Raw genomic sequence first — 13,200 nt, 5'->3', positions numbered from 1 at the left:
CAATGACATTCGACATGATTGGTGAATCCCTGATCGGCGCCGGCTCGCGGCGCGGCGCCGGACAGCCCTTCCAGGCTGTGTGCGCGGCCAGCGGCGAGCCCATCGCGGCACCGGTGTTCGGCAGTGCACAGCGCGCAGACGTGGACGAGGCCTGCGCCCTGGCGGCGCAGGCCAGCGATGCCTACCGGGCCTTGCCCGGCGAGCAGCGCGCGCGCCTGCTGGAAGACATCGCGGCCCGCATTGAAGGCCTGGGCGACGCGCTGATCGTGCGCGCCATGGCGGAGAGCGGCCTGCCGCGCGCGCGGCTGGAAGGCGAGCGCGCACGCACCGCGGGCCAACTGCGCATGTTCGCCGCGCTGGTGCGCAGCGGCGACGCGCTTGACGTGCGCATCGAGCCCGCGCTGCCGCAGCGCCAGCCGCCGCGCACCGCGTTGCAATTCTGGCGCATCGGCGTCGGGCCGGTGGCGGTGTTCGGCGCCAGCAATTTCCCACTGGCCTTCTCCGTGGCCGGCGGCGATACCGCTGCGGCGCTGGCGGCCGGCTGCCCGGTGGTGGTCAAGGCGCATCCGGCGCACCCGGGCACCTCTGAGCTGGTCGGGCGCGCGGTGAAGGCGGCTGTCAGCGCGGCCGGGCTGCCGCCGGGGGTGTTCTCGCTGCTGTTCGATGCCGGCCACGAGGTCGGCGCGGCGCTGGTGGCGCATCCGGCCATCCAGGCGGTGGGCTTCACCGGCTCTCGCGCCGGCGGCCTGGCGCTGATGCGCATGGCCGCGGCGCGGCCCGTGCCCATCCCGGTCTATGCCGAGATGAGCAGCGTCAACCCGAACATCCTGCTGCCGGCGGCGCTGGCGGCGCGTGGGCAGGCCTTGGCGCGGGACCTGGTGGCCTCGGTGACGCTGGGCAGCGGCCAGTTCTGCACCAATCCCGGCCTGGTGCTGGGCCTGGCCGGCGCCGACTTCGAACACTTTGCCGACGCGGCCGCGCAGGCGATGGCGGCCGTGCCCGCCGGCGTGATGCTGACGCCCGGCATCGCGCGCGCCTACGCTGCGGGCTGCGAGCGCCTGGCCGGTCAGCCGGCGGTGCGCACGCTGGCACGCGGCGCGGCAGCGGCGGGGCAGGCCCAGGCCATGCTGTTCCGCGTGCGCGGTGCCGACCTGCTGGCAGATGCCGGCCTGGCCGACGAGGTCTTCGGCCCGTGCAGCGTGCTGGTGGAATGCGCCGATATGGCGGAGCTGCAGCGCGTGCTGGCGCAGCTCGAGGGCCAGCTCACCGCGACACTGCATCTGGACGATGAGGACCAGGCCGACGCACGCGTGCTGCTGCCGCTGCTGGAGCGCATGGCGGGCCGCATCCTGGCCAACGGCTTTCCCACCGGCGTCGAGGTGTGCGATGCCATGGTCCACGGCGGGCCTTTCCCGGCCACCTCGGACGGGCGCAGCACCTCGGTGGGCACGGCCGCGATCGAGCGCTTCCTGCGCCCGGTGTGCTACCAGAACCTGCCCGATGCCCTGCTGCCCGAGGCGCTGCGCGAGGGCAACCCGCTCGGCCTGCGCCGCCGCGTGGCCGGGCAGGCCGAAGGCGGACCGGCCTGAATGAAGTTCCCGCCGCCGCGCGCCCCGCGCGGCGGCGACGCATAACGATATCAACGAGAACGAGGAGAGACCCATGAATACCACCCAGAGCGCCGGCGCTGTTCCGGCCGCGGCCCGCACACCGCTGCAGGCCGACGCGCAGGAGCAGCGCATCATCGGCATGCTCACCCGCAAGCTGCTTCCCTTCCTGGCGCTGATCTACGTGGTCGCCTATATCGACCGCTCCGTGGTCGGCTTCGCCAAGCTGCACATGAACGCCGCGGTCGGCATTGGCGATGCCGCGTATGGCATGGGCGCGGGCCTGTTCTTCATCGGCTACTTCCTGTGCGAGGTGCCGAGCAACCTGGCGCTGGAACGCTTCGGCGCGCGCCGCTGGTTCGCGCGCATCCTCTTCACCTGGGGCGTGATCACCATGGCCATGGCACTGGTCAGCGGCCCCACCAGCTTCTACGTGATGCGCTTCCTGCTCGGCGCCGCGGAAGCCGGCCTGTATCCGGGCATCCTGTACTTCCTCACCAAGTGGTTCCCGATGCGCCACCGCGCGCGCATCATCGGCCTGCTGGTGCTGGCCCAGCCCATCGCGCTGATCATCACCGGGCCCATCGCCGGCTGGCTGCTGTCGGTGCCGGGTCCCTTCGGCCTGTCGAGCTGGCAGACGCTGTTCCTGCTCAGCGGCCTGCCCGCCACGCTGCTGTGCGTGCCCACGCTGCGCATCCTGCCCGAGTCGCCGGCGCAGGCGCGCTGGCTGGCCGATGCCGACCGTGCCTGGATCGAGCGCGAGCTGGCGGCCGATCAGGCGGCCTACGCGCTGAAGTCGCACGGCAACCCGCTCAAGGCGCTCAAGGACGTGCGCGTGCTGCTGCTGGCGCTGCTGTTCCTGCCGTTCCCGCTCAGCATCTACGGCCTCTCGCTGTGGCTGCCCACCATCATCAAGCAGTTCGGCGTGAGCGACGCCACCACCGGCCTGCTGTCGGCCGTGCCCTACCTGTTCGCCGTGGTGGGCCTGTACCTGGTGCCGCGCCACTCTGACCGCAAGGGCGAGCGTTACTGGCACATCGCCGTGGTGTCGTCGCTTGCCGCGCTGACGATGGCGGCCAGCGCCTGGTTCGAGGCGCCCGCGCTGCAGTTCCTCTTCATCTGCCTGACGGCCTTCTCGATCTACTCGATCCAGGCCGTGGTGTGGGCGCTGCCGGGCCAGTTCCTGACCGGCGCCAGCGCCGCCGTGGGCATCGCCACCATCAACTCGCTGGCCAACCTGGGCGGCTACTTCGGCCCCTACGGTATCGGCGTGATCAAGGACGCCACCGGCAGCCTCGCCGCCGGCCTGTACTTCCTTGCCGCCATGCTGGTGTTCGCCGTGATCATGACCTTCGTCGTGCGCGCAGCGCTGGACGGGAAGCAGTCCCGCTGAGCGTTGTCGAGCCGTGCCGCCGGGGACGCGTCCCCGGCGGCATCTCCTTTTCGTTTTCTCCTGCCTTCATAGAGACGCCATGACCCGTCACAGCAAGCCGCGCTACCAGGGCATCTTCCCGGTGGTGCCCACCACCTTCACCGAGTCGGGCGAGCTCGACCTGGCCAGCCAGAAGCGCGCGGTCGATTTCATGATCGATGCCGGCTCGGACGGCCTGTGCATCCTGGCCAACTTCTCGGAGCAGTTCTCGCTGGCCGACGCCGAGCGCGAGGTGCTGACCCGCACCGTGCTGGAACACGTGGCCGGGCGCGTGCCGGTGATCGTCACCACCAGCCACTACAGCAGCCAGGTGTGCGCCGAACGCAGCCGCCGTGCCCAGGACATGGGCGCCGCCATGGTGATGGTGATGCCGCCCTATCACGGTGCCACCTTCCGCGTGCCCGAGACGCAGATCTATGAGTTCTACGCACGCCTGTCGGATGCGCTGGCCATTCCCATCATGATCCAGGACGCGCCGGCCAGCGGCACCGCGCTGTCCGCAGCGCTGCTGGCGCGCATGGCACGCGAGATCGAGCAGGTGGCCTACTTCAAGATCGAGACCGCCGGGGCCGCCGCCAAGCTGCGCGAGCTGATCCAACTCGGCGGCGAGGCGGTGGAAGGGCCGTGGGACGGGGAGGAGGCGATCACCTTGCTGGCCGACCTGAATGCCGGCGCCACTGGCGCCATGACCGGCGGCGGCTTCCCGGACGGCATCCGCCCCATCATCGAGGCGCACCGGCAGGGCCAGCACGACCTCGCCTTCGAGCGCTACCAGCGCTGGCTGCCGCTGATCAACCACGAGAACCGGCAGGCCGGCATGCTGGCGGCCAAGGCCCTGATGAAGGCCGGTGGCGTGATCGCCTGCGACGCGCCGCGCCACCCGCTGCCGCCCATGCATCCGCAGACGCGCGCCGAACTGCTGGACATCGCGCGGCGGCTGGATCCGCTGGTGCTGCGCTGGGGACGCTAGCCTGCGGCGGTGCCGCGGCCGCCCGGTGCGCTCACCCGCACCGGTCAAGGCGCCGCCTTTTTGGCGATCCATTTCGGCGAGCATGACGATGCGACAATGGGTGCTCGATCACCCTGTCACTTCGAGATGGACAAGGAAGCAGAACTCAAGCGCAGCAAGGCCCGCGCCACGGCCCTGCTGGCGGCCTCGGCGGTGGTTTTCGTGGTGACGGCCTGGCTGCCGCCGGGCTTTGGCGTCAACTGGGTCAAGGCCATTGCCGAGGCGGCTATGGTCGGCGCGCTGGCGGACTGGTTCGCCGTGGTGGCGCTGTTCCGGCGTGTGCCCATTCCCGTGCTGTCGCGGCACACCGCCATCATTCCCGCGCACAAGGACGAGATCGCCGACAACCTGGCAGCCTTCGTCAAGGAGCGCTTCCTGGACGATGCCTCGCTCGTCGGGCTGATCCGCAAGCACGATCCCGCGCAGCGCGTGACGGACTGGCTGGCCTCGCCGGCCAATGCGGGGCGGCTCGGCGGCTATGCGGTCAGGCTGATGGGCGGTGCGCTCGACGTGATGGAGGATGCGCGTATCCAGGGCTTTGTCCGCGAGGCGGTGCGCGCGGCCATCGGCAAGGTGGATTGGTCGCGCTCTGCCGGCATGGTGCTGGAGAGCCTGACGCGCGACGGGCGGCACCAGGAGCTGCTGGACGCCGGCATCGAGCAGTTGATCGCCCTGCTGCGCCAGCCGCAGACGCAGACCTTCATCGCGGACCGCATCGTCGAGTGGCTCAAGCGTGAGCATCCGCTCAAGGAGAAGGTGCTGCCCTCGGAGTGGATCGGTGCCAACGGCTCGGAACTGATCGCCAGCGCGGTCAAGGGCGTGCTGGACCAGGTCGGCAATGACCGCGAGCACACGCTGCGCAGGCGCTTCGACGAGGCGGCGGGCCGGCTCATCGAGCGCCTCAAGCACGATCCGGCCTTCCTGGCCAAGGCCGAGGAAATCAAGCGCTACGTGCAGGACGATGACACGCTCAACACCTATGTCGGCCAGCTCTGGTCGGAGCTGCGCGGCTGGCTCAAGCGCGATCTGGACAGTGCCGATTCCATGCTGCGCGCCCGCACGGTGGAGGCCGCCGGCTGGCTGGGGCGCACGCTGGCGGATGACCCGGCGCTGCGGGCCTCGCTCAACGCACAACTGGAGGACGCCGCGCGCGGCATGGCGCCGGACTTCTCGGAATTCCTCACGCGCCATATCCGCGATACCGTGCGCAACTGGAACGCTGCCGAGATGGCGAGAGTGATCGAACTGAACATCGGCAAGGACCTGCAGCGCATCCGCATCAACGGCACCGTGGTGGGCGGGATGGTCGGCTGCGTGCTTTACCTGCTCTCGCACGCGGCCGAGCTGTGGCGGATGGCGGCGGGGTAGGCGCCGCGGAATTCATGGAAGCGATGTACCGCGAGGGTGCATCGCTTTCCCTGCAAGCTCAATCGCCGCGCAGCACCTCGCCGAACCGTCTGCAGCTTTCCGCAATGGCGCTCTGTGCCGCGGGCGACCATCGTCCCATGTCGAAGAAGCCGTGGATCATGCCGTCGTATCGTTTGACATGGGCAGGCACCCCGGCGGCGCGCAGTGCCTGGCCGTAGGCCTCGCCCTCATCGCGCAGGGGATCGAACTCCGCCGTCACGATCACGGCTGGAGGCAACCCGGAGAGACTCGCGGCGTGCATGGGCGCGAGCCGCGGATCCTTCGCCTCGCCCCACTCGCCAGCATAGTGGCGATAGAACCATTCCATCATCGCTTGATCGAGGAAATACCCTGTTCCGTTCTCGGTCATCGAGGGATGGCCGGCGTCGGGATGGTCGACGGCGGGGTAGATCAGGAACTGGCCGGCAAGCTGAACGCCGTCCGCGTGAAGTTGCTGCGCGACCACGGCAGAGAGGTTGCCGCCCGCGCTGTCGCCCGCCACGGCCACAGTGCCATCGCCGCCGAGGTCTGCAGCGTGCTCGATCACCCACCGCGCTGCGGCCAGTGCATCGTCGGCAGCTGCCGGGAAGGGGTGCTCCGGCGCGAGCCGGTAGTCGACGGAGACCACGACAGCGCCACAGCCGCGGCAGATGTCGCGGCTCATATTGTCGTGGGTGTCGAGGTCACCGATGACCCAGCCGCCTCCGTGGAAGAACGCGATGGTGGGGAAGGGGCCCTGGCCATCGGGGCGGTAGACTCTTGCCCGCAGCTTGCCGGTGGCGCCGCGAACCTCGATGTCTTCCACGCTGGCCACCGGCACGATCTGCTCCGGCGTTCTTGAACCATGGCTCAGGGCCAGATAGCCGGCACGTGCCTCGCCGGGCGTGCCTTCGTGCATCTTGGTTTCGGCCGATTGGGTAATCGAATCGAGGACTGCGGCGAGGTGCGGGTCTAATGGCATGGGTTCCTCCTGGACATTGGGGAAAAGGGGTCAGCGGTAGTTCAGCGGTAAATGAGGACGCCGTCGTCAAGATTGGCGTTCGGCAGCGTCTCGCGCTCTTCGTAGTACTCATGCATGTGGGTCCACGGCGCGCGATCCCCCTGGCGATACATCAGGTGCTGCGACCGCATGACATAGCCCGCATTGAAATTCTCCGGCCTGGACCATGGCAGGCGCTCCATGTCGGCATCTTCGGGGCGCAGCGTGGGCAACACTTCTGCCGCCCCTTTCTTCTCCATGTTATCGAGCAGGCGGCAAACGAACTCGCTCACCATATCCGCTCGCAAGGTCCAGCTTGAACGGAAGTAACCCATGACGTAAGCCATGTTCGGCACGCCGCTGATCATCACGCCCCGGTACGTGACCTGCTCGGCAAAGTCCACCGGAACGCCATCCACGCCGAACTCGATGCCACCGAAGAGATGCAGGTTGAAGCCCGTCGCCGTGACGACGATATCCGCTTCCAGGTGCCCCCCCGACGTCAAGACGATGCCCGTTTCGTCGAAGCATTCGATCGAGTCCGTGACGACGGACGCGTCGCCGCGGCTGATCGCCTTGAACATGTCCCCGTCGGGAACGACGGCGACCCGCTGTTGCCACGGACGGTAACGAGGATTGAAGTGCTTGTCGACGTCGAAGCCTTCGGGAAGGTGGGCGCGTGTCTCGTCAATGAGGAACTGGCGCAGCGCCTCCGGCTCCTCGAACGACATCCTGGTGATTTCCGCGCCCTTGGCGATATGGGCGCGTCGAAGGATCTCATGTGTCCACTCTTCGGGAATGTTCAGGGCCCGCAGGGGAGCGGCAAGTTCGTGGTCCCACGGCTGGGCGGAGAAGAAGGTCGGGGAGCGCTGCAGCATCGTGACGTGCTTGGCGCTGCCGGCCAGCGCCGGAATGAGGGTTGCGGCCGTCGCGCCTGAACCGATCACGACGATGCGCTTTCCGGAATAGTCCAAGTCCTCGGGCCAGTGCTGCGGATGAATCACGAGCCCCTGGTAGCGCTCCATGCCCGGCCACTCTGGCGTGTAGCCCTTCTCATGGTTGTAGTAGCCCTGGCAGAGCCAGAGGAAGCCGGCGGTCAGGCGCAGCCGTTCTCCGGTCTCCAGCCGGGTCACGTCGACGGTCCAACACCTGTCTTCCGAGGACCAGTTTGCCGAGTTCACGCGGTGCCCATAGCGGATGTGCTGGTCGAGATGGTTCTCGCAGATGATCTCGTCGAGATACTTGCGGATTTCATCGGATGTGGCGATCGACTTTCCTTTCCAAGGCTTGAAGGCATAGCCATAGGTGTGCAGGTCGCTATCGGAGCGTGCGCCTGGATAGCGGTGCGTCCACCATGTGCCACCGAAGCCGTCCATGGCTTCGAGCACGACGAAGCTTCGATGTGGAAACCGATGGCGCAGATGGTATGCGGCTCCCAGGCCGGAGATGCCCGCGCCGATGATCAGTACGTCCACGTGCTCTGTGGCTTGCGGCGATGGCTGAGAAGCGTTTTCGCTCATGAGGTTTGTCTCCTTACATTCTTGTCGATAGGAACAGCGAACTGCGAACGTCGAAGATGGGCATGTGGGCGCACGAGGGGCGTGAAGCGCGCAAGGCGCGTAGCAGCGATCGGCGCGCAGAGATTCCTCGGGCAGATGGCGATCAGGCCGATCTGCGCGCCGGCGGCCTCCATCGCCAGCTTGGCGCGCGACGCCAAGCGGTGTCGAGGGTGTCGAACAACATGATCTGTCTCCTTGCGCGTTGCCTCGCCTGGGCGGCGGGACGCGGTTCTCGTTGATCCCCATTCTGTCGAGTGGATGCAAGTCCGGCTTGTCATTTCCAGACAGCGGTCTATCATTTCCTGACACTGCTGTGGCGCCGCAGATCGATGCAAATTCCACGTCGGGTACATGAGAATGAACGCCTCCGCCATTCCGGTCGTACCGGCACGCTATTTCTTGTTGCTGGACGACTATCTGAAATCCACGGGCACGTCACTGAGCGAACTGCTCCGTGCCGCAAAGATGGATCCAGATCGCTTCAAGGAAACGGATGCCTGGCTCACAACCCGGCAAGTCGATCGCCTGTTGGCGGAGGGTCTGCGCCTGACCGGCAGTAGCGAGATCGGCTTCGAATGGGGGCGCTGCCTCAAGTTGAGCTCACACGATATGCTGGGGTACGCCATGCTCTCGTCCTCCAGCCTCGATCAGCTGCTGCGCCTGAGTTCCCGCTACTTCCGGATCATGAATCCCATGTTCAGGATGATCTATCAGCGCACAGGCAACCGCGCGGAGATCATCTACCGGCCGACGCTGTCCATGCGAAAGGAAACACTGGGCCTGCTCCAGGAATTGCTTGTGGTAGCCACGCATCAGCAATGCAAGTCCCTATTGCGGAACCCCTCCTCCGTCTACGACATCTACATGTCGATGCCGGCGCCTCGGCACGTGTCCCGCTATCGGGAGCTGGCGCCTGCGCGCGTGCATTTTGCCGCGTCGCCGTTGCCCGAAATCCGCATAGTCGCGGATACCTGGAGCCTGGACGCACCGCTGCCGATGGCAGACGATCATGCCGTGCGCGTGGCGGTGGCGCGATGCAAGGAGCTATTGCAGAAGGTCGGTAAGCAAGGAAGCTGGACCGAATGGGTTGTCATGATGCTGAACGAGGCGGAGGACAGCCAGCCTACGCTGGAAGAGCTCGCCCGTTTTCTCGGTACCTCGGCGCGCACCCTTGACCGTTACCTGAAGAAGGAGGAGAGCAGCTTCCGCGACCTTGCCATTCAAGTACGCAATGAACGCGCGCGCAGGCTGCTTCTCCAGGGGGAGCTCCCGATCTCACAGATTGCCTATCGGCTCGGCTTTACCGATGTTGCCAATTTCAGCCGGGCGTTCCGGCGGGACAATGGGATGACTCCATCCGATTATCGTTGCGGCTCGCCTGGGTGACCTGGGCGCGTGGATCGTTTCGCGTCGATCCGCTCGCCAGTACGCGCGTTGATTGCTGTTGCGCGATTGCGGGAAGGTCAAGCGAGAGGCCAGCTGGATGCAGGCCGCGTAACACCCGTCCAAACCGGGCGCTCGACCTCCCGCCGGGGGGCGACGGTGCGGCAGTCCATCGGCGCTTGCTTGGCGCTGGGCATGATGCCCCGTGTGAGCCTTGGCAGCGGCTCCACTATTGGCGGTGTGATTTCCACGCAGGGCCGCCTTCCGCCTGGCAGCAATTGGCGGATTGGTCGGCTGCGTGCTGTACCTGCTGTCGCACGCAGCTGAGCTGTGGCGGATGGCGAGGGGATAGGCGGCGCCCCCGCGGGGCCTCACCCCGCCTTATTCCTCCTGTTCGGCCGCTTGTTCGGCTTCGGCCCTGGCCTCCTGCTCGAGCTTCCTGTAGCAGGCGTAGTCCTTGATGGACCAGCGTTTCTCCGCGAACTTGAGGTAGCGCTTTTCCTGCTGATCGTTCAGGTTGCGGTACACGTCGAGGAAGTAGTTCTTGCTGCGGTTGCGGTTTTCGAGCGCCTTGATGGCGGCTTTTGCGGAGCTCACCATTTTGCGCACCTGCTCGAGATCGGTCGGCGGTTCGTCGTCAAAACCCTTGAGGTACCGAGGGATTTTCTCCTCGATGCCGTCATTGCCGCCCTGGATGTTCAGCCGCAATTCCAGCAGCACGAAATTGCCGAGGCGGCGCTTCTCGAACTCGTCGACATTGCGGTCGTTTTCCCCGGGTTGATTGCGGTTCTCGCGCGCCCAGACGTGCTCAACGGACAGGTAGTCGGCCGAGCGGCCCTCACTGCGCGACAAGGTGATCTGGTCGATGTCGATGGTCTTGTGTGGCTGGAGATCCTGTTCATAGTTCATCAGGAAGTAGCGCAGTCCGCGCCAGCCATAGAAGTCATTCGGACTGCCTTCCGGCAGCTGGAATGACTCGCGGTACAGCGAATCCGGGGCGTACTTGAAGATGAATTCAACAAGGCGGAACTCGAGCGCATCCTGCTGGCTGGAGATCTCCGCGCGGCCCAGGTCGCGCTGCTCCTCCGTCAGGTCGGCGAGCAGTTCATCGTGATAGTAGCGGGCGGCATAGCCATACAGATCGCCCTGGCCGCTGTCGTTGCGGGCGGTCATGTTACGCGCCATATAGACGCGGAAGTTCAGGATCTCCAGCAGCCGGAGCAGAGCAGGTAGCCGTCCAGCATCGCTGTTCGGCTTGATTACCAAGGCCAGAAAGAGCGGCATGATGGAAGCTTGCCGCTCCTGCGCACGGATCAGGTTCAGTTCGGTAACGAGCGCCGGCGGCAGGTTGTCGTGCTGCTTGCCGTACAGGCGGGCATACCACAGGGCGGCCGCGCGCATGAAGTCGATGAAGGACGAGATCTGGTCGATCAGGTCGGGCTTGCCGCCAGGGTCGGACAGCGCGGCGTCGATCTGCAGGCGCTTCTTCAGTTCGTCGTAGCCATATTGGCTGTCCGTCTTGTTCAGCTTGAAGTGAACGGCAACGCAATAGCGCAGGAACGCGCCTTCCTCGGCGGGACTGGTTTTGCGCGCGGTATTGAGGTTGCGGAGGATGGTGGACCAGTCCCGGTCGATGTCGGCGCGCAGCGTGTCTGCCTTCAGCTTGACGCTGCAATAGATCAGGTAGTTCTTGACCTTTTCAAGCTCACTCAGCGGCTTGCCTCGGTTATTGATGACCTCGAACATGATGCCGGTCTCCGCATCCTCGCTCGGTGCGTAGACGAGGAAGCCGAGCTTGCTTTCAACGGTCTGGCGGATCGCTTCGATAACGCCGGGGACCTTCCCTTGGTTCTGCAGCCAGGCCTGGATCAGTTTCCGCGCCGTCAGCAGCCTCTCGTGCGCTTCCAGCGTGGCCGGTTCGTTCGCGAGATTGCCGTCGCCGAGCACGACCCGCTCGAAGAAGGCGCGCGTGTCGGCGTTCAGGCGCAGTACCGCGCGGTCGCTGCCGGTTTCGCCCCGGCGCTGGTACAGCGCCCTCATGGCGCGGCCCTGCTCCGGGGGCATGTGTCCCGCAAGAGCGTGCAGGAAGATCACCAGCGTCGTCAGGCGTTGCTGGCCGTCGACGACGTGAAATTCTCCGCAATCGAGGCCGGCCGGGCGGCTGAGGACGAGGGTGCCGGTGTAGTGCCGCGTTGCCGCACCATCGCGCATCAGGTGCGTGACGTCCTTGAGCAACTCTTCCACTTGTTTTTCGTCCCAGGCGTAGCCGCGCTGATAGTCGGGCACGGTGAACAGGTGGTCTGTGAAGATCTGAGGCAAGGTGAGCAACTGCGCGCCCCATGGCGGCGTGTTCACGACGTCGTTCATCGCCTCGTGGTTCGCGCTGGTTGTGGTGTCGGATCCGGTTTGCCGGAGTATGGAAACCTGCTGCATGATTTGCTGTTGCTTGTGTTCCGCTGATTCGTTGATGACCGTTGTGGCGCGTCCCGCGGCAATGGCGTGCCGCCAGGCGGCTACCAGCTCGTTGGTGCATTGCGCTGCACATTTGCATAGTATGCCCGTGCGCGGTGGACTTAGGCGGGGAATGGGTCTTGCGCTGCTTGTCCGATGGCTTGGTGCTGGCCTATGAAGGGATATCCAATTGCCATATTCCCGCGGCGGTGCCAGGGCTTGAGCGCGCCCCGCATGCGCCGCGGCGGATCGGCTGCGCTCAGCATTTCCGGCGGCGTGCCGGCAAGGCCTATCCTCTTTTCCGCCCCCGCGCACTGGGCCGCCGATGCGGGCGTCGCGCGCACAGATTGCTATAGCGGTCTGCCCCGATATGTCTGATCATGAGCGATGGCATCCCTGATGGTTTGTCTCGAGCGCGCGCATCCCCCGTTCGGGTGGCCTGGTCGAGGGATGCGGATGCTGTGTGGACAAGCGAGCAGACGGATCACCGGTTCGCCCCGGAGACTGGCATCCGACTGAGACTCAGGAGCCGGCCATGGCATGCAGCGATCTCATTCCCGCTACCCGTTTCGGCGTGCACGGCGGGGGGCACGCGCCGGAGCCCGCCGGGCCAGCGCGCATCGCGATCCAGCGCTGGGGATTCTCCGAGCCGGAGCTGCGGGACGTGCTGGCGGACTGCCATGATCTGGACGGCGGGCTCGAGTGGCAGCTGGCGGATGAGAGGCCGGCGCGGACCGACGTGGTTGTGCATCTGGTCGACGCCGTGCGGCTCGCCGGAGAGTCGGGCGGTGCCGCCTGGAATGCGATGGGGCCGGTCCAGGCCATGCGCAATGCGCGCCATGCCGGCCGGCTCGAGGTGGCGCTGGTGTCCGGCAGCGCGCGGCATTTGCCGACGGTGCGCGCCGGATGCTGGATCCTGGCGGGCGCGCGCGGCCTGGCCAATGCGCTGGCCATCCTGGTGCGAGCCACCTTGGGCGGCGACGGACCGGAGCACGCCAGCGGCCACCGTCTGCTGATCCTGCGCGAGCTCGCCACCCTCGATGCAAGCTGCATCCTGCTGCAATACGACGACGCCGACGTCGCACGGCTGGCAGGCAGGATCCGTACCGATCTCGCATCCCTGGTGGATAAGAGCGTCGTGAAGCCGGCCTGGCTGTGCGCGGCCGGGCCGGAGGCCGCCCTCGATGCATTCCGCAGCGATGCGGGGCTTTCGCCCCGGCGCATGCGGCTCACCAGCGTACCGGGAGAAGACGCCCGCACCGACGCGGTGGTGGCATTCGCCTGGCCGGACCTCGCGCGCTGAAGCCGGCCGGCGGCGGCCGGGCCTGAGGCTGTCCCGCGGCCCGCTACCGCCTATGTGGCGCGGACCGGCT

The 13,200-nt window shown here is 66.6% G+C and carries 9 protein-coding genes; 6 read left to right on the top strand and 3 right to left on the bottom strand.

Annotated features, from left to right (window positions below; translation table 11 throughout):
* Nucleotides 1–2: 2 nt before the first annotated feature.
* The 4 genes from AC1Z3O_RS17870 (at nt 3) to AC1Z3O_RS17855 (ending at nt 5,416) form a co-directional block, all read left to right on the top strand.
* Nucleotides 3–1,589 carry an aldehyde dehydrogenase (NADP(+)) gene (locus AC1Z3O_RS17870; RefSeq protein ID WP_483517028.1) on the top strand — a complete coding sequence of 529 codons (1,587 nt, stop codon included), beginning with the start codon at nt 3–5 and terminating at the stop codon, nt 1,587–1,589.
* Between the two features lie 73 nt (nt 1,590–1,662).
* Nucleotides 1,663–3,000: an MFS transporter gene (locus AC1Z3O_RS17865; protein ID WP_483517026.1), complete on the top strand. Its 1,338-nt coding sequence runs from the start codon at nt 1,663–1,665 to the stop codon at nt 2,998–3,000.
* A 79-nt stretch (nt 3,001–3,079) separates the two neighbouring features.
* Nucleotides 3,080–4,009, top strand: coding sequence for a dihydrodipicolinate synthase family protein (locus tag AC1Z3O_RS17860; RefSeq protein WP_483517025.1), 930 nt, complete (start codon nt 3,080–3,082; stop codon nt 4,007–4,009).
* A 126-nt stretch (nt 4,010–4,135) separates the two neighbouring features.
* A complete protein-coding gene (locus tag AC1Z3O_RS17855; protein ID WP_483517652.1) occupies nt 4,136–5,416 on the top strand; it encodes a DUF445 domain-containing protein in 1,281 nt (426 codons plus the stop codon).
* 58 nt (nt 5,417–5,474) lie between these two features.
* On the opposite strand, the gene AC1Z3O_RS17850 is transcribed toward AC1Z3O_RS17855, so the two are convergent.
* Nucleotides 5,475–6,416, bottom strand: coding sequence for an alpha/beta hydrolase (locus AC1Z3O_RS17850; protein ID WP_483517024.1), 942 nt, complete (start codon nt 6,414–6,416; stop codon nt 5,475–5,477).
* Nucleotides 6,417–6,457: 41 nt separating this feature from the next.
* Nucleotides 6,458–7,954 (bottom strand): flavin-containing monooxygenase, encoded by a 1,497-nt coding sequence (locus AC1Z3O_RS17845; protein ID WP_483517023.1) that lies wholly within the window; start codon nt 7,952–7,954, stop codon nt 6,458–6,460.
* Nucleotides 7,955–8,350: 396 nt separating this feature from the next.
* On the opposite strand from AC1Z3O_RS17845, the gene AC1Z3O_RS17840 reads away from it, so the two are divergent.
* Nucleotides 8,351–9,379, top strand: coding sequence for an AraC family transcriptional regulator (locus AC1Z3O_RS17840; protein ID WP_483517022.1), 1,029 nt, complete (start codon nt 8,351–8,353; stop codon nt 9,377–9,379).
* 378 nt (nt 9,380–9,757) lie between these two features.
* Here the strand turns inward: AC1Z3O_RS17840 and AC1Z3O_RS17835 are convergent, their stop codons facing one another.
* Nucleotides 9,758–11,809, bottom strand: a complete 2,052-nt coding sequence (locus tag AC1Z3O_RS17835) for a DUF262 domain-containing protein (protein ID WP_483517021.1) — start codon at nt 11,807–11,809, stop codon at nt 9,758–9,760.
* 553 nt (nt 11,810–12,362) lie between these two features.
* On the opposite strand from AC1Z3O_RS17835, the gene AC1Z3O_RS17830 reads away from it, so the two are divergent.
* Nucleotides 12,363–13,130 carry a hypothetical protein gene (locus AC1Z3O_RS17830; protein ID WP_483517020.1) on the top strand — a complete coding sequence of 256 codons (768 nt, stop codon included), beginning with the start codon at nt 12,363–12,365 and terminating at the stop codon, nt 13,128–13,130.
* Nucleotides 13,131–13,200: the final 70 nt, after the last annotated feature.

It is taken from the genome of Cupriavidus sp. 09_S30 (genome assembly GCF_056930435.1).
This window is presented reverse-complemented; position numbering and strand designations above follow the sequence as displayed.